Source organism: Micromonospora sp. DSM 43699 (genome assembly GCF_055517075.1).
This window is the reverse complement of record NZ_JBTMMT010000051.1, coordinates 27466-51442: the sequence shown is the minus strand read 5'-3', so window position 1 is coordinate 51442 and position 23977 is coordinate 27466. Positions and strand designations below refer to the sequence as shown.

Annotated in this window: 14 protein-coding genes; 9 read left to right on the top strand and 5 right to left on the bottom strand. The window is 71.7% G+C overall.

Annotated elements, in window-relative coordinates; genetic code table 11:
- Nucleotides 1–4247 (top strand): family 43 glycosylhydrolase (locus tag AC0AIB_RS22350; RefSeq protein WP_465097420.1); only part of this gene is annotated, 4247 nt, incomplete at its 5' end.
- A gap of 230 nt (nt 4248–4477) precedes the next feature.
- Nucleotides 4478–5563, top strand: a complete 1086-nt coding sequence (locus tag AC0AIB_RS22345) for a branched-chain amino acid aminotransferase (RefSeq protein WP_328347802.1) — start codon at nt 4478–4480, stop codon at nt 5561–5563.
- A 107-nt stretch (nt 5564–5670) separates the two neighbouring features.
- Here AC0AIB_RS22345 and AC0AIB_RS22340 read toward each other — a convergent pair whose 3' ends face one another.
- The 5 genes from AC0AIB_RS22340 to AC0AIB_RS22320 form a co-directional block, all read right to left on the bottom strand.
- A complete protein-coding gene (locus AC0AIB_RS22340; RefSeq protein WP_328347800.1) occupies nt 5671–7281 on the bottom strand; it encodes a family 43 glycosylhydrolase in 1611 nt (536 codons plus the stop codon).
- 83 nt (nt 7282–7364) lie between these two features.
- Entirely contained in the window at nt 7365–9395 is a 2031-nt protein-coding gene (locus tag AC0AIB_RS22335) for a family 43 glycosylhydrolase (RefSeq protein ID WP_465097419.1), read from the bottom strand.
- Nucleotides 9396–9484: 89 nt separating this feature from the next.
- Nucleotides 9485–10612, bottom strand: a complete 1128-nt coding sequence (locus AC0AIB_RS22330) for a cellulose binding domain-containing protein (protein ID WP_328348822.1) — start codon at nt 10610–10612, stop codon at nt 9485–9487.
- A gap of 426 nt (nt 10613–11038) precedes the next feature.
- A complete protein-coding gene (locus AC0AIB_RS22325; protein ID WP_465097418.1) occupies nt 11039–12091 on the bottom strand; it encodes an acetylxylan esterase in 1053 nt (350 codons plus the stop codon).
- Between the two features lie 15 nt (nt 12092–12106).
- Nucleotides 12107–13147, bottom strand: a complete 1041-nt coding sequence (locus tag AC0AIB_RS22320; protein WP_328347795.1) for a LacI family DNA-binding transcriptional regulator — start codon at nt 13145–13147, stop codon at nt 12107–12109.
- A 283-nt stretch (nt 13148–13430) separates the two neighbouring features.
- Here AC0AIB_RS22320 and AC0AIB_RS22315 point away from each other — a divergent pair, with 283 nt between their 5' ends.
- From AC0AIB_RS22315 to AC0AIB_RS22285, 7 genes are all read left to right on the top strand, one after another.
- Nucleotides 13431–15830: a beta-xylosidase/alpha-l-arabinosidase gene (locus tag AC0AIB_RS22315; protein WP_465097417.1), complete on the top strand. Its 2400-nt coding sequence runs from the start codon at nt 13431–13433 to the stop codon at nt 15828–15830.
- Nucleotides 15827–16801 carry an ABC transporter permease gene (locus tag AC0AIB_RS22310; RefSeq protein ID WP_328347792.1) on the top strand — a complete coding sequence of 325 codons (975 nt, stop codon included), beginning with the start codon at nt 15827–15829 and terminating at the stop codon, nt 16799–16801. Before AC0AIB_RS22315 ends, AC0AIB_RS22310 begins: the two co-directional genes overlap by 4 nt.
- Complete coding sequence (locus tag AC0AIB_RS22305) at nt 16798–17739, top strand: carbohydrate ABC transporter permease (protein ID WP_465097416.1); 942 nt, start codon at nt 16798–16800, stop codon at nt 17737–17739. The genes AC0AIB_RS22310 and AC0AIB_RS22305 overlap by 4 nt, the downstream gene beginning before the upstream one ends.
- Nucleotides 17740–17796: 57 nt before the next feature.
- Entirely contained in the window at nt 17797–19434 is a 1638-nt protein-coding gene (locus tag AC0AIB_RS22300) for an ABC transporter substrate-binding protein (protein WP_328347788.1), read from the top strand.
- A gap of 85 nt (nt 19435–19519) precedes the next feature.
- Complete coding sequence (locus AC0AIB_RS22295; protein ID WP_328347786.1) at nt 19520–21073, top strand: GH39 family glycosyl hydrolase; 1554 nt, start codon at nt 19520–19522, stop codon at nt 21071–21073.
- On the top strand, nt 21070–21753 hold the full coding sequence (locus AC0AIB_RS22290) for a hypothetical protein (RefSeq protein WP_328347785.1): 684 nt from the start codon (nt 21070–21072) through the stop codon (nt 21751–21753). The genes AC0AIB_RS22295 and AC0AIB_RS22290 overlap by 4 nt, the downstream gene beginning before the upstream one ends.
- A complete protein-coding gene (locus AC0AIB_RS22285; protein WP_465097415.1) occupies nt 21750–23951 on the top strand; it encodes an alpha-glucuronidase in 2202 nt (733 codons plus the stop codon). The genes AC0AIB_RS22290 and AC0AIB_RS22285 overlap by 4 nt, the downstream gene beginning before the upstream one ends.
- Nucleotides 23952–23977 lie beyond the last annotated feature (26 nt).

Sequence of the window (23977 nt, the reverse complement as noted above, 5' to 3'; positions counted from 1 at the left end):
CCCCCACCCCCCGCCGCACCACCCGCACCCGGGCGTTCGCCGCCGCCACGCTGCTCACCCTGCTCGCCGCACTGACCCCCGCCGTGGCGACAAGGGCCGACGCGGCTGCCGCCGACGTCACCGACGGGCTGTTGCTGCGCTACGACCTCGACCAGCGCACCGGCACCACGATCACCGACACCTCCGGGCACGGCAACGACGGCACCCTGGTCGGCGGCGGCACCTGGACCGGCCCGGACGGGCTGCTGCTCGACGGTGTCGACGACCACGTCAAGCTGCCGAACAACATCCTGGCCGGCCTGTCGTCGGTCACCGTCGCGGTCGACGTCCTCGTCGACCCGACACAGCAGACCCCGTACTTCCTCTGGGGACTGGGCAACCCGGCCACCTCCGCCGCCGGCACCGGTTACCTGTTCGCCAGCGGCGACGCGTTCCGCGCCGGCATCACCACCACCAACTGGTCCGGCGAGAAGGTCACCGGCACCGGCGGCAACCTGGCCCGGGGGGTGTGGAAGTCGGTCGTCTACACCCAGACCGGCACCACCGGCACCCTCTACGCCGACGGCGTGCAGGTGGCCCGGAACACCGCCGTCACCGTGCCGCCCAGCGCCGTCGGCAACGGCGTCACCACCGCCAACCACCTCGGCCGGTCGAACTACGGCACCGACCGGTTCCTCAAGGGACGGGTGGCGAACTTCAGGATCTACGACCGGGCCCTCAGCGCCGCCGAGGTCGCGGTGGTCGCGCAACCCGGGGAGTCCGACCAGACCCGGGCCGAGACGGCCGCCGCCGCGCTGTCCCTGGTGCACGCCGACGACGTACGCGGCAACCTGACCATGCCCGCCACCGGCCGGCACGGCGCGACAGTCACCTGGCACTCGGCCCGGCCCGAGGTGGTCGCCGCCGACGGCGTGGTGCGTCGCCCGGCGCACGGCGCGGGCGACGCGACGGTCCCGCTGACCGCCACCGTCACCGTCGGCAGCGCCACCGCCGAGCGGACCATCACGCTGACCGTCCGTGAGCTGCCGGCCCCCGCGCCGTACGCCGGTTATGCGTTCAGCTACTTCACCGGCAACTCGATCGCCGGGGAGAAGATCTACTTCGCCGCCAGCCGGGGCAACAACGCCCTGCAGTGGACCGAGGTCAACGGCGGCCAGCCGAAGCTGGAGTCGACCCACGGCACGCTGGGCCTGCGCGACCCGTTCCTGATCCGCAGCCCGGAGGGGGACCGGTTCTTCCTGATCGCCACCGACCTGTCGATCGGGCGCAACGGCGACTGGGACGCCGCCCAGCGCCGGGGCAGCCGCTACCTCGAGGTGTGGGAGTCCACCGACCTGGTCAACTGGTCCGCGCAGCGGCACGTCGAGGTGTCCCCACCCACCGCCGGCAACACCTGGGCGCCGGAGGCGTACTGGGACGCGGCGCGCGGTGAGTACCTGGTGTTCTGGGCCTCGAAGCTGTTCGCCGAGAACGACCCCGACCACACCGGCAACACCTACAACCGGATGCTCGCCGCGACCACCCGCGACTTCGTCACGTTCAGCCCGGCGACGGTCTGGCAGGACCGGGGCGAGTCGCGGATCGACTCCACGATGATCCGCGAGGGCGACACCTACTACCGGTTCACCAAGGACGAGGGCGGCGGCGGCACCGGCTGCTCCGACATCATCCAGGAGCGATCGACCTCGCTGACCGCCGTCGACCTGCCAGGCCGGCCCGCCTGGACGATGCTCGACTCGTGCATCGGCCGCGACGCCGGAACCTCCGCCGTCGAGGGCCCCACCGTCTTCAAGGCCAACCCCGGCGACACCTCCGGCTCGCGGTACTACCTCTTCGTCGACGAGTACGGCGGCCGGGGCTACATCCCGCTGGGCACCGACGACCTGGCGAAGCCCGACTGGAAGGTGCCCGCCTCCTACCGGCTGCCGGCCAGCCCCCGCCACGGCACAGTCATCCCGGTCACCCGCGCCGAACTCGACGCGCTCACCGACGCGCCGCCACCGGTGAGCGCCAACGCCGACGGTGTGGTCGCCCACTACCGGCTCGACCAGGCAGGCGGCAGCACGGTCACCGACGACTCCGGCAACGGCCACCACGCCACGCTGGCCGGCGACGCCCGCTGGGACGACGGCAGCCTCACCCTCGGCGGCGCCAACGGCCACGTCGACCTGCCCGACAACATCATGGCCGGGCTGGACGAGATCACCGTGTCGGTGGACGTCAACATCGCCGCCGACCAGGCCACCCCGTACTTCCTCTGGGGGCTCGGCAACACCGACTCCGCAGGCGTCGGCAACGGTTACCTGTTCACCACCGGCAACGACTACCGCACCTCGATCACCCTGGGCAACTGGACCGGCGAGCAGACCGTCACCGGTGGCCGGGCGGTGCCCCGGGGCTCGTGGCGGACCCTGACGTACACCCTGAACCGGGCCGGCACGGCGCGGATCTACCTGGACGGGGTGCGCGTCGCCGAGAAGACCGGGCTGACCGTCGCGCCCGGCGACATCGGCGGCGGCCGGACCACGGCCAACTACCTCGGCCGCTCCCAGTACGCCAGCGACCGTTACCTCAAGGGCCGGGTACGCGACTTCTCCCTCTACAACCGGGCGCTCACCGACGCCGAGGTCGCCGCGCTGGGCAGCAACGGCACCAGCGTGGTCTCCGTCGAACTCGACAGCCTCAAGGTGCCGGCCATCGTGGACGCCGCCACCGGCACCATCACCCTGCCGGTCCGGCCGGGCACCGACCTGACCACCCTCGCCCCGCGCTACCTGGTCGCGCCGACCTCCACGGTCAAGCCCACCGGGCCGCGCAACTACACCCGGCCGGTGACGGTCACCGTCACCAGCGCCGCCGGGGCCAGCCGGGCCTGGACGGTCCGGGCGGTGCCGATGAACACCCCGGTGCTTCCCGGCTTCAACGCCGACCCGAACATCGTCCGGTTCGGCGACACCTACTACATCTACGCCACCACCGACGGCTTCCCCGGCTGGGGCAGCTCGACGTTCACCGTCTGGTCCAGCCGGAACCTGGTCGACTGGACCGCCCACGACACCATCCTCGACCTCGGGCCGGACATCAGCTGGGCGGACACCAACGCCTGGGCGCCGGCGGCGATCGAGAAGAACGGGAAGTACTACCTCTACTTCTCGGCGCAGCAGAACATCGGTGTCGCGGTGGCCGACTCGCCGCTCGGGCCGTTCGTCGACCCGCTCGGCAAACCCCTGGTGAGCAAGGCCGACTACGGCAACGCCCAGCAGATCGACCCGGCGGTCTTCACCGACGACGACGGGCAGAGCTACCTCTACTGGGGCAACGGCACCCCGTACGTGGTCCCGCTGAACGCCGACATGATCTCGTACGACGTCGGCAGGCGGGTCCGGCTGACCGGGCTCACCGGCTTCCGCGAGGGCCTGTTCCTGCACAAGCGACAGGGCGTCTACTACCTGTCCTGGTCGATCGACGACACCGGCAGTGAGAACTACCGGGTCGGCTACGGCATCGGCAGCAGCCCGCTCGGGCCGTTCACCAGCAAGGGTGAGATCCTCACCAAGGACCCGGCCCAGGGCATCCTCGGCACCGGTCACCACTCGGTCGTCCAGGTGCCGGGCACCGACGACTGGTACGTGGCGTACCACAGGTTCGCCATCCCGGGCGGCGACGGCACCCACCGGGAGACCACCGTCGACCGGCTGTACTTCGCGGACGACGGCACCATCAAGCCGGTGGTGCCCACGCTGAGCGGTGTCGAGCCGTTGCGCTACCGGGGCGGGCAGCCCCGGCTGCGGATCACCGATCCCGGCGCGGACGGCTGGTACGGCGCCAACGCGGCGCTCACCCTGACCCACGGGGAGCTGATCCGGCTGGTCGAGTACCAGATCGACGGGGGAGGCTGGTTCCCGTACCGGGAGCCGGTGGCCCTGCCGGCGGGCCGGCACACGGTGGAGTACCGGGCGCAGGGGGTCAACCTGTTCTGGAGCGCGCCCTGGTCGACGTCGGTGCAGGTGGACCGGGTCGCGCCGACCGCCGAGGCGACGCTCGCCCACCGCGCCCTGGTGGTCACCGGCCGGGACGCCGGCTCCGGGGTCGCCCGGGTCGAGTACCGGCTCGACGGTGGGGAGTGGACCACCTGGACCGGGCCGGTGCCGCTGGACGACCAGGCACACGGGGTGCGCTACCGCGCGGTCGACGTCGCCGGCAACGTCGGCGAGGTGGCCGTCCTGAGGGTTCCCGCCGTGCGCTGACGACCGGCGACGCCCCGCCCGGCCGGACGTTCCCGGCCGGGCGGGGCGCATCGGCGCCGCTGCGGTACAGGGACGCCGGGCACCGGTGGTGACTGATAGTGTTCTGTGCGACGTTCGCCTGTACCCACCACCCCCGGGACATACCGGGCGGACGGCCCCGACATCTTCGGCCCCGACGGGCAGCACCGTCTCGTCGGGTGCGCCGGCACCCTGTCCCGAGGAGAGCTCGGATGGTCGCGCAGTTCCGGTGGATCCCCACCGACCACCCGTCCCCGCGGCACACCCGGGAGGAGATCCTCGCCGATCCCGGGTTCGGCCGGCACTTCACCGACCACATGGCGACGGCGGTGTGGTCACCGGACGCCGGCTGGCACGACCACCGGGTGGGCGCGCTGGAGCCGTTCACCATGCACCCCGGCGCGGCGGTCCTGCACTACGCGCAGGAGATCCTCGAGGGACTCAAGGCCTTCCGGCACGCCGACGGCAGCGTCTGGCTGTTCCGCCCGGAGCTCAACGCCCGCCGGTTCGCCGCCTCGGCCCGCCGGCTGGTCCTCCCCGAGCTGGACGAGGAGACCTTCGTCGAGAGCGTGGTCGCGCTGGTCCGCGCCGACGAGGCATGGGTGCCGCCGTACGGGGGTGAGCAGAGCCTGTACCTGCGCCCGTTCATGTTCGCCTCGGAGGCGTTCCTCGGGGTGCGACCGGCCCGGCACGTCACCTACTGCGTGCTGGCCAGCCCGGCCGGGTCGTACTTCCCGAACGGGGTCACCGGCGTCACGCTCTGGGTCAGCACCACCTATAGTCGGGCGTCGATCGGCGGCACCGGCGCGGCCAAGTGCGGCGGCAACTACGCGGCGAGTCTGGCCCCGCAGCGGGAAGCCCTGGACCATGGCTGCGAACAGGTGCTCTACCTGGGCGGCGAGGGCCGGCGCAGCATCGACGAGTCGGGCACCATGAACGTCTTCTTCGTGACCCGCGACCACCGGCTGCTCACCCCCGGGCTGGGCACCATCCTCGACGGGGTGACCCGGGACAGCGTGCTCACCCTGGCCACCGAGCACGGGTTGGAGCCGGAGCAGCGCGCGATCGACCTGGACGAGTTGCGGGCCGGCTTCGCCGACGGGTCGCTGACCGAGGCCTTCGCGGCCGGCACGGCCGCCGTGATCACCCCGATCGTCGGGCTGAAGAGCGACGAATTCGCCTTCACCATCGGGGACGGGACGCCGGGCCGGCACACCCGGCAGTTCCGGCAACGGTTGCTCGACATCCAGTCCGGTCGGGCCGCCGACCCGTACGGCTGGATGCGCCGGGTCCGGTAGCCCACCCGGTCGGGCCGGACGGTACGCGGCGGATCCCCTCGGGCGGCCGGGACCGCCGGCTCGTCGGGCCGGGGGCGAGTGGCGGACCCGGCCCGACGAGTAGCGGCTCACTCCAGGACGAAGGTGGCCTCGGCGTTGCCTGTGGCGTCGGTGACGGTCCGCAGATAGAGCAGGCCGCCGCTGTGCCGCAGGTACTGGCCGGGGTAGTTGACCGCCTCGAACGACACCCCTGCGGAGTTCGACAGGCCGGGTCGCTGCACGAAGCTGGCATCGGCGCGGTACGTCGACGAGGCGTCGTCCCGCTCGACCCATACCTCCCAGTTGCGGTGCCGCAGGTGGTAGCCGGGGAAGTTGGTGGACTCCAGGGAGACCGTGTTGCCACCCGCCAGGCCGGGCACGATCCGGAACTGGGAGTCGGCCAGGTTGGTCACGTTCGCCTCCAGCCGGGCCCGGTACTCCCAGTGCCTGACGAACCGGTCGGGCAGGTTGTCCGACCGCAGCCGGACCGGGGTGGCCCCGTCCGGCACCGGGATGCCGAAGTTCGGGGTGCCGTCGGCGTTCCAGTAGACCTTCTGGATCCGGGTCCGCCGGTTGGGGTCGCGCAGCGGGTCACCGCTGATGTCCCGGTAGCTGCGGTCGTGGTAGACGAGGATGTCACTGAGACCGTCCTCGGAGACGGTGAACGAGTTGTGCCCCGGCCCCCACTGGCCGGTGGCGGAGTTGCTGGTGAAGACCGGCTGCGGCGACTTCACCCAGGACGACGGGTTGAGCAGGTCACTGCCGGCCGACGCGGTGAGCAGACCGAGGCAGTAGTTGGCGTCGGTGGCGCTTGCCGAGTAGGTGAGGAAGATCCGGCCGTTGCGTTGCAGCACCGTCGGCCCCTCGTTGACCTTCACCCCGCCGCGCATCTCCCACTCCAGGGTGGGCACGGCGATCCGGGTCGGTGCGCCGCCGAGCGTCCACGGGTTCGCCATCCGGGCGATGTAGAGGTTGGAGTTGGTGGCGATGCCCGGTTCGGCCTGCGCCCAGATCAGGTACCGCACGCCGTTGGTGACGAAGGTCGACGCGTCCAGGGCGAAGGTCTCCCAGGGGGTACGGATCTGCCCCTTCTCCGCCCAGCTCGCGGTCAGCGGGTTCGCCCCGGTGCCCTCCAGGACGTACATCCGGATCGCCCAGACGTTGTCGGTCGCGCCGGCGGCGAAGTAGACGTACCACCTGCCGTCGATGAAGTGGATCTCGGGCGCCCAGATGTGCGCGCCCATGATCCCGCTGGTGTGCCGCCGCCAGATGACGGTCTCCGGGGCGGTGGACAGGCCCTGCAGGGTGGTGGCCCGGCGCAGCACGATCCGGTCGTACTCGGGGACCGTGGCGGTGAGGTAGTAGTAGCCGTCGGTGTGCCGGAAGATGTGCGGGTCGGCGCGCTGTGCGGCCAGCGGGTTGGTGACCCGGACGGCGGGGGTCGCCCCGGCCGGTGCCGCGGCGACCAGCACGGTGGCCAGCATCGCCAGGACGACAAGCACCGCCGTCCGGGTGCGGCCGGGCCGGTGCCGGGCCGGGGACGACGGCGGGACGTCGACCGCCGGCCCGGGACGGCGTGCTTCGGTGGGGGCCGGCCCGGGACGGCGGGCGGCGTCGGTAGCCGCCCCGGGGTGGGCAGTGGTGGGGGAGGGGGACGGGTACGGCGGGACAGCCGACCATCGGGGGTGGGTGGCGGGCACGGCAGCGGCTCCTGTCGGGGTGGGGGATGCGACCGCCGGCCGACCACCTGACGGTGATCGGCCGGCGGGTCGGGACGGGGCTGTTACGACTTGGCCAGGTCGAACTTCCGGACGGTCACCGCGCCACCGAGCGAACTGGTGGCGTAGTTGAACATGGCGAACCGGTAGCCCATGAAGAACTGCCAGGCGTTGTTGAGGGTGAAGGCGGGGCCGAGCGAGGTGAAGTTCACCCCGTCGGTGCTGTACGAGAAGCGGGCCTGCCGACCGGAGCCGGGGCTGATGTCCGCGTTGATCCGCAGCCAGATCTTCCCGCCGGAGATGCCGGCCCCGGCGACCTCGGTGCCGGTGTTCGTGGTGTTCCAGTTGCTGTCCATGGTCAGGTTGTTGACCACGGCGACCCGGGTCGCGCCGTTGTCGCGGCGGACCCCGATCCAGGCCGACTGGTCGCGCAGCATCGCCAGGCCGGAGCGGTCACCGTCGCGCATCGTGGAGTAGTCGAGCTCGATGGTGGCGGTGGACCGGGGGCCCTGGATCCGGTGGGTCAGGGTGTTGCGCGCGGAGTAGAGGTCGTTGGTCACGGTCGCGGTCTGTAGCCGTAGACCGTCGTTGACCGACCACTTCGTGTTGTCCGGGTTGTGGTTCCACTCGTACTGCGGGCCGAGGGTGGTGCCGGCGAAGGTGTCGGTGCCGATCATCGGTTTCACCTGACGCGGTGGCCGCGGCACGTTCGGGTACGGGTACGAGCCGCCCCAGGTGTTGTTGACCAGCTGGAGGACGGGCCAGCCGCTGGAGTTCCAGGTGACCGGGGCGAGCACCGGCACCCGGCCGCCGGGGTAGGCGTCCTGGAAGCCCATGTAGTACCAGTCACCGTTCTGCGTCTGCACCAGACCGCCCTGGTGCGGCACCCCACCGCCGGAGATGGGTCCGGGCAGGTTCAGCAGCACCTGTTGCATGGTGTACGGCCCGAACGGGCTGGACGCCTTCAGGATGTACTGCCCGTTGGCGGGCCGGGTGAGGAAGATGTAGTAGCTGCCGTTGCGCTTGTAGAACCGGGCCCCCTCCAGGGTGCCCACGTTCGACGGGGTGGTGAACACCTGCTGCGACCGGACCTGGGTCTTCCCGTCGGCGGAGAGCTGGGCGACGCTGATGTTCGAGTTGCCGTACGCGACGTACATGGTGTCGTTGTCGTCGACCAGCAGGCCCGCGTCGTAGTAGCAGCTGTTGATGGTGGTGTGCCGGGTCCACGGCCCCTCGGCCGACGGCGCGGTGTAGATGTAGGTCTTGTCGAAGTCGATGCAGCCGCCCCAGTAGAACGTCTTGTTGCTCTTGCGGTAGCCCAGGAACGACGCCCAGATGCCCCGGACGTAACCGCGTCCGGCGGTCATGTCGTACTTCTGGCCGAAGTCCAGCTTGGGCACCGAGTGGCCGGCGAACTCCCAGTTGACCAGGTCGTAGGAGCGCAGCACCGGCGCGCCGGGGGAGTAGTGCATGGTCGACGCCGAGTAGTAGTAGGCGTCGTCCACCCGCAGGATGTCGATGTCCGCGAAGTCCTGCCAGATCACCGGGTTGGTGAAGGTGGACGACGGCGGCCACTGGCCCGGCGGGGTCGTCGGCGGCGGCGTGGTGGGCGGTGGCGTGGTCGGCGGGGGCGTGGTCGGCGGGGCGGTGGTCGGCGGGGCCGTGGTGGGCGGCGGGGTCGACGTGCCGCCGGTGCAGACCGTGCCGTTGAGGGTGAAGCTCGTCGGCTTGGGGTTGCTGCCGTTCCACGAGCCGTTGAAGCCGAACGACACGTTGGCACCGGTGGCGATGGTGCCGTTGTAGCTGACGTTGCGCGCGGTCACCTGGGCGCCGGACTGGGTGACTGTGGCGTTCCACGCCTGGGTGACCTGCTGCCCGGCCCCGTACGACCAGGTCAGGGTCCAGCTGCTGATCGGGTCGCCGAGGTTGGTGATGGCGACGTTCGCGCCGAAGCCGCCGCCCCACTCGGACGAGACGGTGTAGTCGACGGAACAGCCGGCCGCCGCCGCCTCGGCGGGCAGCGCGACAGCCGTTCCGGCGGCGATCAGGCCGGTGGCGAGCAACATCCGCGCCGGCAACTTTCTGGACAGTGGCATGCGGTACTCCTACTGGGGGTGGTGGGAGCCGGTGGTCGAGGAGACGTCCGGCACCGGTGTGCGCACGCACACCGGTGCCGGACGGCCGGTCAGGCGACCGTGCAGGCGGTGCCGTTGAGCGTGAACGCGGACGGTCGGCCGGCGTTGCCGGTGTGCTCGGCCTGGAAGCCGACGTCGACCGAGGTGTTCGGCGCGATCGTGCCGTTGTAGGAGACGTTGCGGGCGGTCACCGCCCCGCTCGTCGGCGCGTAGGTGGCGTTCCAGCCGCTGGTGATGGTCTGCCCACCGGGCAGGGTGAACGCCAGCGCCCACCCGTTGACCGTCGTGCTGCTGGTGTTGGTGACGCTGATCGAGGCGGTGAGACCGGAGTTCCAGGCGTTCACCGTGTACGCGACCCGGCAACCCGCCGAGGCCGGCGGCGTGGTGGGCGGTGCGGTGGTGGGCGGTGCCGTGGTCGGCGGTGCGGTGGTCGGCGGTGCGGTGGTGGGCGGTGCGGTCGTCGGCGGGGTGGTCGGGGTGTTGCCACCGAGGCTCCCGGGCACCGCGCGCAGGGCGTTGTACCAGGTGGTGGCCATCTTGCGGTAGCCGGTGGCGTTGGGGTGGATGCCGTCGGCGAGGTCGGCCGTGCCCACCGCGCTGAACATGTCCACCAGGTGCACCCGCTTGCCGGCGCTGACCTTGCTCTGCACGATCCCGGGGATCGCCGCGTTGAACGTGCGGACCGCCGACTCGGTGCCGTTGCGCGGGATGATGGTGGCGACGAAGACGTCCGCGTTCGGCGCGGTGCTGGTGATCTTGTCGATCAGGGTGGAGAGCCGGGCCGGTGCGCCGGAGGCGTTGTACATGTCGTTGGTGCCGATGTGCAGCAGGACCGTGCGGGGGGTCGTCGCCCGCAGCCAGTTCACCACGTTGGCGTCGATCTGGGCGATGGTCCACCCTGAGTGGCCCTCGTGGTCGTGGTCGCCCAGGTTGGACGGGCCGTTGAACATCGAGCCGACGAAGTCGACCCGGTAGCCGTCGGCGACCAGCCGCTGCCACAGTTCGATCCGGTAGCCGCCGGGGACGTTGAAGCCGTCGGTGATCGAGTCGCCGAGGGGCATCACCCGTACCCCGCCGTTGGACTCGGCGCTCGCGGGTGCGGTCACCACCGAACCGGTGGCGACCACGGCCACCAGGGCGGCGGTGGCCAGGCCCAGCAGGCGCAGGCCCCGGCGCATGGTGGGCAGCCGTCGGCCGGCGGGGGCGGTGTCGACGAGGTGGGGGTGGTCGGACCGGGGTGGCCCGGCGTTCGGGCAGCTCGTGCCGCTCATGGAAACTCCCTGGGGTGGCGGTGCGGACCGGTGCGGCGCGGCGACCGTCCCGGGAGGTCGCCGTCTCGTCCGGCGGGTGGACGAGGGGGTGCGTCGGCACGCCACCCGGACGTCGGCTCGCGGGCGACCGACCACCGCTTACCGGCGGATTTCCCTGAGGTGATGGGCGGACGGTGCGCCACGCGCAACGACCAGGAACCCGGACTCGTCACTGGTCGTGGACGCCGTGTGGTGCCGGTGGTCACCGACCGCGACGTGGACGAACCGGTGATCCACAGCCGGAGCGTGCCCTGCGCTCCCGCCGGGATGCACCATATCGTGTTATCGCTAACATCAGCAACATCGGTGAGCGACGATGCCCGGGTGACCTGCCGGACGGACGACCCACCCCTCGGGCGCGTGGTCGGTGGCCGGTCGGAGCAGCGCCTCGAGCCAACGCAGTTGCCGCTCGACCTGCCACGCCTCGCCGCCCTCGTGGCCGTTGAACGGGTAGGTGTGGAGGTGCCGGGAGGGCGCCTCGGCGTGGCCGTTCGCCGCGCCGTACTGGTTGTAGGCCGCGAAGCCGGTGCGCGGCGGGCAGACGTCGTCCCGCAGCCCGATGCCGAAGTGCGCCGGGGCGGTGGCCCGCCGGGCGAAGGTCACCCCGTCGACGTAGGACAGCGTGTGCCGGACGGCCTCCTCCGCCTGCCGGTGCACCGCCAGATAGCGGGCGATCTCGCCGTAGGGGGAGGCGTCGGTGAGTTCGATCCCGCGCTGGACGTCGCAGAGGAACGGCGCGGTGGTCAGCACCGCCGCGAGGTCGTCGCGCAGGCCGGCGACAGCCAGGGCGAGACCGCCGCCCTGGCTGTTGCCGGCCGCCACGACCCGGGCGGGGTCCACCCCGGGCAGCGCGCGGACGGCCTCGACCGCCCGCACCGCGTCGGTGATCAACCGGCGGTAGTGGTAGTCGTGCGGGTCGAGGATGCCCCAGGTGGCGGGCCACGGGCCGCCGGGCGCCCCGTGCGGGTCCGGGGTGTCGCCCGCGCCGTACAGGCCGGACTGGCCCCGGTTGTCCATCAGCAGGTGCGCGTACCCGGCCACCGGCCAGGTCAGCCGCTCGTGCGGCAGCCCCCGGCCGCGCCCGTAGCCGGCGTACTCGACCACTGTGGGCAGCGGGGCGTCGACCCCGGCCGGGCGGGTGTACCAGGCCCGCACCGGGTCACCGGCGAACCCGGCGAAGGTGACGTCCCAGGTGTCGACCAGGCGCAGCTCGGTCCGGTGCGGGCGGACGTCGACGAGCACCGGCCGGGTGCGCGCCTCGTCGAGGGTGGTACGCCAGAACGCGTCGAAGTCGACGGGTTCGACGACCGTCGGGGCGTACCGTCGCAGTTCGTCGTGGGGGGTCATGGTTTCCTCGTCGGGTCAGTGGCGGGTGGTGGCGGGTGGTGCGGTGCTCTCCCGGACGACCAGCTCGGTCACCAGGTCGATCCGGCTGGTCGCCACCACCCCGCCCCGGGCCAGTTCCAGCAGCATCTGGGTGGCGGTGCCGGCCATGTCCCGCAGCGGCTGGTGCACGGTGGTCAGCGGCGGGTCGGTCCAGCCGGCGACCGGCAGGTCGTCGTACCCGATCACCGAGAGGTCGGCGGGCACCCGCAGGCCGAGCTGACGGGCGGCCCGGAGCACGCCGATGGCCTGCAGGTCCGAGCCGGCGAAGATCGCGGTGGGTCGGTCGGGTGCGGCCAGCAGCTCCAGCCCGTGGGCGTGCCCGCCGTCGACGTAGAAGCTGCCGTAGCGCATGAGGGCGGTGTCCACGGTCAGCCCGACCTCGTCGTGGGCGGAGCGGAAGCCGGCGGCGCGGGCCTGGCTGCACAGCACGTCCCGGGGGCCGGAGATGACGGCGATCCGCCGGTGCCCCAGCTCCATCAGGTGCCGGGTGGCCAGCAGGCCGCCGTTCCAGTTGTTGGAGCCGACGGTCGGCACCGGGGCCGAGGTCGCGCTGTCGGTGTCGACGACCACGAAGGGGATGCGGTGCTCGGCCAGCAGGAGCTGCTGCGGTGGGGTCGGGTGGCAGAGCACGAAGAGCAGGCCCAGCGGGCGACGGGCGACCAGGGCGTCCAGCCGGCGCGGCGCGGGTCGGTGCGCCCCGTCGAGCTGGGAGATGGCGATCCCGAGCCCGGCGGCCGAGGCCACCGCCTCCACCCCGCTCACGATCTCCATCGCCCAGCCGGAGTTGAACTCGTGGAAGACCAGGTCGATCTGGTCGATACCGAGCGACTGCCGGCGGATCCGGCGGCGGTACCGGTGCCGTTCGAGGCTCTCCTCGACCCGGGCCCGGGTCTCGGCGGCGACGTCCGCGCGCCCGTTGAGGACCTTCGAGACGGTCGCCACGGAGACGCCGACCTCCTCGGCGATGGTGGCGATGGTGGCCGGGGCCTGCGGGGTGAGCGGACGGGACGCGGTCATCGAAGCCTTACCAGGCGCTTCCGAAAGTTTCGGAGGACTCTAGCACGCCCACGCCGAAACTTGGGACCGGCGTCGATGAAAGATTTTGATGAAGGTGAATGCCCGTTCCGGGAAGAGCGCTCGTATATATCCGATCTGAGGCCCTTGACATGCGCCATCGACGCCTCCTAAGTTGCCCGAAAAAGGCAACGAGCTGTTTACGAAATTTTCGGACCCCCTCCGATTCCCCGCTTCGGTCGGTGCGACGCGGGACGGGGGAGCGGTCGAAGGTGAGGGGTGTGGCATGAGAAGTCAGGTGCCCGTCGACGACGGTCCGGCACCGCGCGACACCCTGCCCTGGCGAGATCCCCGGCGCTCACCCGCGGAACGGGCCGACGCCCTGGTCCCGCTGATGTCGCTGGAGGAGAAGATCGCCCAGCTCGTCGGGGTCTGGGTCGGCGCGGAAGCCTCCGGCGAGGGGGTCGCCCCGCACCAGGCCGACATGATCGACCACGGTCCGCCGTGGGGCACCCTGATCCGGCACGGGCTCGGCCAGCTGACCCGCCCGTTCGGCACCGCGCCGGTCGACCCCGTCGTCGGGGCGCGCTCGCTGGCCGCCTCCCAGGCGCAGATCGCCGCGGCGAGCCGGTTCGGCATCCCGGCCCAGGTGCACGAGGAGTGCCTCACCGGCTTCGCCGCCTGGCGGGCGACTGTCTATCCGACCCCGCTGGGCTGGGGCGCGTCCTTCGACCCCGCCCTGGTCGAGGAGATGGCCGGCCGGATCGGCCGGTCGATGCGGGCCGCCGGCGTCCACCAGGGACTGGCCCCGGTGCTCGACGTCACCCGGGACTACCGCTGGGGGCGTACCGAGGAGACCATCGGCGAGGACCCGTACCTGGTCGGCACGACCGGCGCGGCGTACGTACGGGGCCTGGAACGGGCCGGCATCGTCGCCACCCTCAAGCACTTCGCCGGCTACTCCGCCTCCCGGGGCGGTCGGAACCTCGCCCCGGTGTCGATGGGCCGCCGGGAGTTGGCCGACGTCATCCTCCCGCCGTTCGAGATGGCGCTGCGCCTCGGCGGGGCCCGCTCGGTGATGAACTCGTACGCCGAGATCGACGGCGTGCCCGCCGCCGCCGACGAGGAGCTGCTGACCGGGCTGCTGCGTGACGAGTGGGGCTTCACCGGCACCGTCGTCGCCGACTACTTCGCGGTGCGCTTCCTGCAGACCCTGCACGGCGTGGCCGCCGACGCCGCCGACGCCGCCCGGCTCGCCCTGCGGGCCGGAATCGACGTGGAGTTGCCCACCGTGGACGCCTTCGGCGAACCCCTGGTGGCGGCGGTCCGGGCCGGCGAGATCGACGAGACGCTGATCGACCGCGCCCTGCGCCGGGTGCTGGTCCAGAAGATCGAACTGGGGCTGCTCGACGAGGGCTGGCAGGAGTTGCCCGAGGACGTGGCGGAGCTGCGGCTCGACGACGAGACCAGCCGGGACGTCGCCGTCCGGCTGGCCCGCGAGTCGGTGGTGCTGCTGCGCAACGACGGCGTGCTGCCGCTCGCCACCGACCTGCGGGTCGCCCTGGTCGGACCGGTCGCCGACGACCCGATGGCCCTGCTCGGCTGCTACTCCTTCCCCAACCACGTCGGCGTCCGGCACCCCGACCACGGGCTCGGCCTCGAACTGCCCTCGCTGCGCGACGAACTCGCCAGGCGGGTTCCGCAGCTCCTGCACGAGCCGGGCTGCGCCATCACCGGCGGGGACACCTCGGGCATCGGGGCGGCGGTCACCGCCGCCGCCGGGGCCGACGTCTGCGTGCTCGCCGTCGGCGACCGGGCCGGCATGTTCGGCCGGGGCACCTCCGGCGAGGGTTGCGACGCGCCCGACCTGCGGCTGCCCGGCGTCCAGGCGGAGCTGGTCCGGGCCGTGCTCGACACCGGCACCCCGGTGGTCCTGGTGCTGATGACCGGCCGGCCCTACGCGCTCGGTCCGGAGTACGACCGCGCCGCCGCCGTCGTCCAGGCGTTCTTCCTCGGCCAACGTGGCGGGCAGGCGCTCGCCGAGGTGCTCACCGGCGCGGTGAACCCGTCCGGGCGGCTGCCGGTCAGCGTCCCCCGCGACGCCGGTGGCCTGCCGGGCACCTACCTGACGCCGCCGCTGGGTCGACGCTCCGAGGTGTCCTCGATCGACCCCACCCCGGCGTACCCGTTCGGCCACGGGCTGAGCTACACCACCTTCGATTGGACCGATCCGGTGGCGGTGGCCGGCACCGATCCCGACGGGCCGCCGGCCTGGCCGGTCGACGGCGAGACGACGGTACGGATCACCGTGCGCAACACCGGGCAGCGGGCCGGCACCGAGGTGGTCCAGCTCTATCTGCACGACCCGGTCGCGCAGACCACCCGACCCGTGGTCCGGCTGGTCGGCTACGCCCGGGTGCCGCTGGACCCCGGCGCGGCGGCACACGTCAGCTTCACCGTACCGGCCGACCTCGCCTCGTTCACCGGGCGCGACGGCCGGCGTGTCGTCGAACCCGGTGACGTCGAGCTGCGGTTCGGCCGGTCCAGCGGCGAGGTCGTGGCGACCGTGCCGTTGCGGCTGACCGGCGTCGAACGGCAGGTCGGTGTCCGACGGCAACTGCTCACGTCGGTACGGGTCGAGCCCGCCGCGACCGACCCGCACGCCGGACAGGAGGCCCGGGGATGACCGCCGAGACGCTGCGGCCACCGCCGCCGGCCCCGGCACCCGCCACCCCGGGCCCCCGACGGCGTCGCCGCCAACCCTGGCGACGGGCGCTGCGCCGGGACTGGCAGCTGTATTCGCTGGCCGTCCTGCCGCTGCTGTTCTTCCTGGTCTTCCGGTATCTGCCGATGATCGGCAACGTGATCGCGTTCCGCCGGTTCAGCCCCGGCGGCAGCGTCTTCGGCGAGTACTGGGTGGGCCTGCGGTACTTCCGGTTGTTCCTCGCCGACCCGACCTTCTGGCAGGTGTTCACCAACACCCTGGTGCTGGGCACGCTGACCCTGCTGTTCTGCTTCCCGCTGCCGATCGTGCTGGCGCTGCTGCTCAACGAGGTCCGGGCCCGCCGGCTCAAGCGGTTCGTCCAGTCGGTGTCCTACCTGCCGCACTTCCTGTCCATCGTGATCGTGGCGGCGATGGTGATGCAGCTGCTGTCGATGGACGGCTCGGTCAACCAGGTGGTCCGGGGGATCGGCGGGGAGGCCGTGCCGTTCCTGCAGCAGCCGGGCTGGTTCCGGGCCATCTACGTCTCCTCGGAGGTCTGGCAGACAGTCGGCTGGGGAACGATCCTCTACCTGGCGGCGCTCACCACCATCGACGAGAACCTGTACGAGGCGGCCCGGATCGACGGGGCGAACCGCTGGCGGCAGACCTGGCACGTCACGCTGCCCGGGATCCGGCCGACGATGGTGACCCTGCTGATCCTCAACATCGGCACCTTCATGGCGGTCGGGTTCGAGAAGATCCTGCTGCTGTACAACCCGTTGACGTACCCGACCGCCGACGTGATCTCCACGTACCTGTTCCGGTTGGGCTTCGAGTCCAGCAACTTCAGCTACGCCGCCGCCATCGGCCTGTTCGAGGCGGTGATCGGGCTGATCCTGGTCCTCGGGGCGAACACCATCTCCCGGCGCACGGTGGGGACGAGCCTGTGGTGACCGTGGCCCCCGGCACGGCCGGCCCGAAGACGGCTGACGCCCCGCGGGCCCGCCGCCGGCGCGGGATCCGCCCGACCCGGGGCTACCGGGTGTTCCAGGCGGTCAACGCCGTCGTGCTGACCCTCGTGGTGATCGTGACGCTCTACCCGTTCGTCAACATCGTGGCCCGGTCGCTCAGCGACGAGGCACCGATCATCGCGGGGAAGGTCAACCTCGTCCCGCAGGGCTTCAACCTCACCGCCTACCGGCTGGTGATGTCCGACCCGATGTTCTGGACGAACTACCGCAACACCGTGGTCTACACCGTCGTGGCCACCGCCATCTCGATCGTGCTGACCACCTGCTACGCGTACGTGTTGTCGAAGCACCAGCTCAAGGGGCGCGGGGTGCTCGTCGGGATCGCCGTGTTCACCATGTTCTTCTCCGGCGGGCTGATCCCCAACTACGTGCTGATCACCAGCCTGGGGCTGAAGAACAGCATCTGGGCGGTGGTGCTGCCCAACGCGGTGAACGTGTTCAACCTGCTGGTGATGAAGGCGTTCTTCGAGAGCCTGCCTGTCGAGTTGGAGGAGGCCGCCGCCGTCGACGGGCTGAGCACGTACGGCACCCTGCTGCGGATCGTGCTGCCGCTGTCCAAGGCGATCATCGCCACCATGGTGCTGTTCTACGCGGTGTCCTTCTGGAACTCCTGGTTCACCGCGTTCCTCTACCTCGACCAACAGGACCTGCTCCCGGTCACGGTCTACCTGCGCAACCTCATCGCCGGGGCGACCGGAGCGCAGTCCGCCGGAGGCGTCGCCCAGTCCGACGCGGTCCAGGCCGCCGCCACCATCCAGGCCGTGACCATCGTGCTCACCACCCTGCCGATCCTCGCGGTCTACCCCTTCATCCAACGGTTCTTCGTGTCCGGCGTGATGCTCGGCGCGGTCAAGGGGTAGCCCGGCCGACGGCTCCACCCCGCCCCACCCCCCACCACCTGATCGAAAGGACGAGCCATGTTCCACAGGACGTGGCGCCGCGTGGCGATAGCCGCTGCCGGGCTGCTCACCCTCACCCTCGTCGGGGCCTGCTCCGAGGACGCTCCGGAGGCCAAGGACCTGTCCGGAAACCGGGCCGGCGCGATGGCCGACTACGGACTCGACACGCAGTTCAAGGCGACCGAGCCGCTCTCCTTCTCCATCCTCTACAACAACCACCCGAACTATCCGCTCAAGGACGACTGGCTGTTCTGGTCGGAGCTGACCAAGCGGACCAACGTCAAGCTCGAACCGGTGGCCGTGCCGCTGAGCGACTACGAGCAGAAGCGCAGCCTGCTGATCGGCGCCGGCGACGCCCCGCTGATCATGCCGAAGACCTACCACCCGCAGGAGAACGCCTTCGTCTCCTCCGGCGCGATCCTCCCGGTGAGCGACTACCTGGACCTGATGCCCCACCTCAAGGACAAGATCGCCAAGTGGAACCTCCAGCCGGAGTTCGACACGCTGCGGCAGTCCGACGGCAAGTTCTACCTCCTCCCCGGCCTGCACGAGAAGCCCTGGGCGGAGTACTCGATCGCGGTGCGCACCGACATCCTCCAGCAGCTCAACCTCCAGATCCCCAAAACCTGGGACGAGCTGTACACCGTGCTCAAGGCGATGAAGGCACGCTACCCCGACTCCTACCCGTACTCGGACCGGTGGAGCAAGCCGAACCCCGGCGGGGAACTGTTGAGCATCGTCGGCGCCGCGCACGGTATCCGGACCGGCTGGAGCTGGAACCCCGCCACCTGGGATCCGGCGGCGAAGACGTTCGTCTACACCGGTGCCACCGAGCAGTACAAGCAGGTGATCGTGTACCTCAACAAGCTGGTGGCCGAGAAGCTGCTCGACCCGGAGAGCTTCACCCAGACCGATGAGCAGGCCCGGCAGAAGCTCGCCAACGGCAAGTCCTTCGTCATCGGCAGCAACGCCCAGAGCCTGGTCAACGAGTACCGGCCCGACCTGGCCAAGACCCAGCCGAACGCCAAGCTGACGAAGATCCCGATGCTGGTCGGCCCGGCCGGCGAGATCAACCCGGCCAGCCGGCTGGAGAACGGCATCATGATCTCCAAGAAGGCCCGGGACAGCAAGAACTTCGTGGCGATGATGCAGTTCATCGACTGGCTGTACTACTCCGAGGCCGGCGAGGAGTTCGCCAAGTGGGGCGTCGAGGGCACCACCTTCACCAAGGACCCCGCCGGCAAGTACACCCTGGCCCCCGACGTCGACATGATCGGGCTCAACCCCAAGGGCAGCAAGCACCTGCAGAAGGACTTCGGCTTCGGCAACGGGGTGTTCTCCTACGGCGGCAAGCTCGACCTGGTGCAGTCGTTCTTCTCCCCGGAGGAACTGGAGTTCCAGAAGGTGATGAACGCCCGGCCGCCGTTGCCGGTGGACCCGCCGGCCCCGCTCACCGACGAGGAGCGGGAGCAGGTGTCGCTGTGGGAGACCCCGTTGAAGGACCACGTCACCCAGAACACGCTGAAGTTCATCCTCGGCCAGCGGCCGCTCACCGAGTGGGACGCCTACCTCGGTGAGCTGAAGGCCAAGAACTCGGACCAGTACATCGGCCTGGTCAACAAGGCGCACGAGCGGTTCCAGAAGGACAACGGCTGACCGACCCGGTCCGGCCGGGCCCCGCCACAGGCCCGGCCGGACCGGTCACCGGCACCGGCACGGCGACCACCGGAGGACGACGACGATGCGGATCACCGTTCCCGCCCAGCCCGTGGGCCGGCTCACCGGTGCCTGGCGGCACTGCGTCGGCACCGGGCGCTTCGAACTGGCCCTGCGCCGCGACTACCAGGAGTCGCTGGCCCTGCTCCAGCGCGACATCGGCTTCCGGCACATCCGCGGCCACGGCCTGCTCAGCGACGGCGTGGGCGTGCACCGCCCCTACCAGCACCGGGGCGAACGTCGGGTGCACCATTCCTTCACGTACGTCGACCAGGTCGTCGACGCCTACCTCGAGCTGGGCATCCGCCCCTTCGTGGAGCTGGGGTTCATGCCCACCGCGCTGGCCTCCGGCGACCAGACGGTGTTCTGGTGGCAGGGCAACGTCACCCCGCCCCGCTGCTGGTCGGAGTGGGCCGACCTGGTCCGCGCCACCGTGGCCCACCTGGTCGACCGGTACGGCCTCGACGAGGTACGGGGCTGGCCGATCGAGGTGTGGAACGAGCCGAACCTGCCCGACTTCTGGCAGGGCGCGGACCGGGACGCCTACCACCGGCTCTACGAGGTCACCGCGCATGCCGTCAAGGAGGTCGACGCCGGGTTGCAGGTCGGCGGTCCGGCGATCTCGCCCGGCGCGGACGACTGGCTGGAGCCCTTCGCCGACTTCGTCACCGCGCACGACGTGCCTGTCGACTTCGTCAGCCGGCACGCCTACACCTCCGGCCCCGCCCAGCACGTGCCCTTCGGCACCCACCAGACCCTGGCCCCGGCGTCGTCGCTGCTGGAGCAGTTCGCCGCGCCCCGCCGGCACCTGTCCGGCACCGCGCTGGCGGAGCTGCCGGTGCACATCACCGAGTTCAACTCCTCCTACCGGCCGGACAACCCGATCCACGACACGGCGTTCCACGCCGCGTACCTCGCCCCGGTGCTGGCGGCGGGCGGCGACCTGGTCGACTCCTTCGCGTACTGGACGTTCAGCGACATGTTCGAGGAGACGGGGGTGCCGACCGCGCTGTTCCACGGCGGGTTCGGCCTGCTCACCCACCGCCAGCTCAAGAAGCCCACCTACCACCTGTACGCCTTCATGGCCCGGCTCGGCGACGAGGTGCTGGCGCGCGGGGCGGACCACCTGGTCACCCGGCATCCCGACGGTCGGGTCGCCGTCCTGGCCTGGGCCCCGGTGGACGTGACAGGCCACGAGCCGGTGCCCGACCGGCACCCCCTGACCCTGTCGGTGCCGGTGGGTCCACCTGGTACCACGTCGGCCTTCCAGCTCCGCTCGTCGGTCGACGAGGAGGCCGGCAACGCCTGGACGGCCTGGTGCGAGATGGGCCGGCCCCGATCCCCCCGACCCGGTCAGCTCGACACCCTGCGGGAGGCCGCCGAACCGGCCCGCTCCCACCGGGCCCTGCCGGTCACCGCCGGCCGGGTCGACCTCGACCTCACCCTGGCCCGGCACGAGGTCACCCTGGTCGAGCTGGCCCCGGTGCGCGACGAGACCCCGCCGTGGTGGGACGACGCCCGACTGCTCGGCGGCACCGGGCAGCGGACCGCGCCGGCCGACCGGGACGACCGGCCGTGAGCGCGCAGACCTGGCGGGAGTTCGGCGACGGCCCGCTGTCCCGGGCCGCCGCGTCGGTGTACACGGTGCTCGTCGTCGGGCTGCTGCTGACGCTCGCCGCCCTGCCCGGCCTGGTGCCGCTGCTCCTGCTCGGTCGCGACGCCAGCAACCTGCCGCTTGTCGCGCTCTGCCTGCTGCCCGTCGGCCCGGCGGTCTCCGCTGCCCTGTACGCCCTGCACCACCAGCGCCCCGACCTGACCGACCTGCGGCCCGCCGCGCGGTTCCGGCAGGGCTACCGGGCCAACCTGCCGCAGGTGCTGCGGATCTGGGTGCCACTGCTGCTGTGGCTGACCGTCATCGGGGTGAACCTCACCCACCTGCCCGCCGCTGCCGTCCCGACCGGTTGGGCGGTGCCGCTGGTCGGCGTGGCCGTCGGGGCCACGTTGGTCGCCGGCAACGCCCTGGTGATCGCCTCGCTGTTCACCTTCCGGACCCGGGACGTGCTGCGGCTGGCGCTGTACTTCCTGGTTCGGACCCCCGCCGTAACCCTCGGCACCCTGCTGCTGCTGGCCGCCGCGGGGGCGCTCACCGTGCTCTTCTCCGAGGCATCGCTGGTCCTGCTGGCCGGGCTGTTCGCCCTGGCCTACCTGCGGATCGGCACTCCGATGATCGACATCGTGCGGAAGGACTTCACCGGATGAGCGGGAGCGTCACGGCCCGGGATGCCGCTGCGGGCGGCCCGACGAGAGACGGAGCGGCCGGTACCGCACCGGTACCGCACGCCGCCTGGCTGCCACCTGAGGCGTTCCGGGCCCTGGGGGCACGCCGGGTGCTTGTGCACGGCGCCGGTCCGCTCGTGGACACGGTCTTCGACGAGGTCGTGCGGGCCTGTGCCGGGCACGGCGGGTGGGCCGGCCGGACCGGCGTCGGCGCGGGCTCCGGCTCGTCGGCGGACGGTCCGTCGGCGGGCGGTCCGTCGGCGGGCGGCTCGTCGGCGGGCTGCCCCGTCGACCTGGTGCTCGCCGTGCGTGGCGCGGATCCGCTGCCGTCGGCGGTGCCGGCCGGGGCGACGGCGACACCTGTCGGCGACGCCGGGCCGCTCGGCGACGAGGGCTTCCTGTGCAGCCGGGTCGACGGGGTCACGGTGGTGCTGGCCGACGCGCCGGCCGGGCTGCTCTACGGACTGTTCCACCTGGTCCGGGCCGGGGAGGCCGCGTTCACCGGGGACCGCCCGACGCGGGCGCACCGACCCACCCTGCGCCGCCGGATGCTCGACCACTGGGACAACGTCGCCGTACATCCGGGATCGGGGCAGGTGGAACGGGGCTACGCGGGCGGCTCGATCTTCTGGCGTGACGGCGGCCCCCGCGGCGACCGGGACCGGCTGCGGGCGTACGGGCGGCTGCTGGCCTCGACGGGGGTCAACGCGATCTCGGTGAACAACGTCAACGTGGGCGTCACCGAGGCGCGGCTGCTGACCGACCGGCTCGACGACGTGGCCGAGATCGCCGACCTGCTGCGCCCGTACGGCGTCCGGGTGCACCTGTCGGTGACCTTCGCCGCCCCCGTCGTCCTCGGTGGCCTGCCCACCGCCGACCCCCTTGACGACGAGGTGCGGCAGTGGTGGCACGACACCACCCGACGGGTCTTCGCGCGCATCCCCGACTTCGGCGGGTACGTGGTGAAGGCCGACTCGGAGGGGCAACCCGGCCCGTTCACCTACGGGCGGGACCACGCCGACGGCGCGAACCTGCTCGCCGCCGCGCTCGCCCCGCACGGGGGAGTGGTGCACTGGCGGGCGTTCGTCTACGACCACCGGCAGGACTGGCGGGACCGCCGCACCGACCGGGCCCGCGCCGCGTACGACCACTTCGCTCCGCTGGACGGCCGGTTCGCCGACAACGTGGTCCTCCAGGTGAAGTTCGGCCCGGTCGACTTCCAGCCCCGGGAGCCGGTGTCGCCGGTGATCGCGGCGATGCCGGCCACCCGGTTGGCGGTGGAGTTGCAGGTGACCCAGGAGTACACCGGCCAGCAGTGGCACGCCTGCTACCTCGCGCCGTGGTGGCGCGAGGTGCTGGGCTTCCGGCCGTGGGGGCCGCCGGAGCGGACCGTCGCCGACGTGCTGGCGGACGTGCCCGGCCCGCAGCCCCGCCGGGGCGGTGACCTGGTCGCCGTCGCCAACGTGGGGGACGACCCGTTCTGGTGCGGGCACCCGCTGGCCCAGGCCAACCTGTACGCCTTCGGCCGACTGGCCTGGGATCCGTGCCTCGATCCGGTGGCGATCCTCGACGAGTGGATCGACCTGACCTTCCCGGCGTCGACGGTCGGTGACCCCGACCTGGTACGCGCGACGCTGCACGCGGTGCTGGACGACTCGTGGCGCACCTACGAGCGGTACACCGCCCCGTTGGGGGTCGGCTTCATGGTGAACCCGGCCGGCCACTACGGGCCCAGCGTGGACGGCTACGAGTACAGCCGGTGGGGCACCTACCACTTCGCCGACCGCGACGGCGTGGGGGTGGACCGGACCAGGGCGACCGGCACCGGCTTCACCGGCCAGTACCCGCCCCCCTGGTCCCAGGTGTACGAGTCACCCGAGCGCTGCCCGGACGAACTGCTGCTCTTCTTCCACCACGTCCCGTACTCCCACGTCCTGCACAGCGGGTCCACGGTCATCCAGCACATCTACGACACCCACTTCGCCGGGGTGGAGGAGGTGGTGGCGATGCGGGAGCGGTGGGCCCGGCTCGCCGGGATGATCGACCGGGCGGTGCACGACCGGGTCGCCGAGCGCCTCGACGAGCAGCTGCGCTGCGCCACCGAGTGGCGCGACCAGGTCAACACGTACTTCTTCCGCAAGTCCGGGGTACCCGACGCCCGGGGCCGCCGTATCCACTGACCGGATGCCGCGCGACGTGCCGGCGT

What these genes read in the sequence shown, in the direction of transcription:
- AC0AIB_RS22345 (WP_328347802.1), top strand. Translation starts at nt 4,478, where the DNA reads ATGGTCGCGCAGTTCCGGTGGATCCCCACCGACCACCCGTCCCCGCGG.
- AC0AIB_RS22335 (WP_465097419.1), bottom strand. Translation starts at nt 9,395, where the DNA reads ATGCCACTGTCCAGAAAGTTGCCGGCGCGGATGTTGCTCGCCACCGGC.
- AC0AIB_RS22330 (WP_328348822.1), bottom strand. Translation starts at nt 10,612, where the DNA reads ATGCGCCGGGGCCTGCGCCTGCTGGGCCTGGCCACCGCCGCCCTGGTG.
- AC0AIB_RS22325 (WP_465097418.1), bottom strand. Translation starts at nt 12,091, where the DNA reads ATGACCCCCCACGACGAACTGCGACGGTACGCCCCGACGGTCGTCGAA.
- AC0AIB_RS22320 (WP_328347795.1), bottom strand. Translation starts at nt 13,147, where the DNA reads ATGACCGCGTCCCGTCCGCTCACCCCGCAGGCCCCGGCCACCATCGCC.
- AC0AIB_RS22315 (WP_465097417.1), top strand. Translation starts at nt 13,431, where the DNA reads ATGAGAAGTCAGGTGCCCGTCGACGACGGTCCGGCACCGCGCGACACC.
- AC0AIB_RS22310 (WP_328347792.1), top strand. Translation starts at nt 15,827, where the DNA reads ATGACCGCCGAGACGCTGCGGCCACCGCCGCCGGCCCCGGCACCCGCC.
- AC0AIB_RS22300 (WP_328347788.1), top strand. Translation starts at nt 17,797, where the DNA reads ATGTTCCACAGGACGTGGCGCCGCGTGGCGATAGCCGCTGCCGGGCTG.
- AC0AIB_RS22295 (WP_328347786.1), top strand. Translation starts at nt 19,520, where the DNA reads ATGCGGATCACCGTTCCCGCCCAGCCCGTGGGCCGGCTCACCGGTGCC.
- AC0AIB_RS22285 (WP_465097415.1), top strand. Translation starts at nt 21,750, where the DNA reads ATGAGCGGGAGCGTCACGGCCCGGGATGCCGCTGCGGGCGGCCCGACG.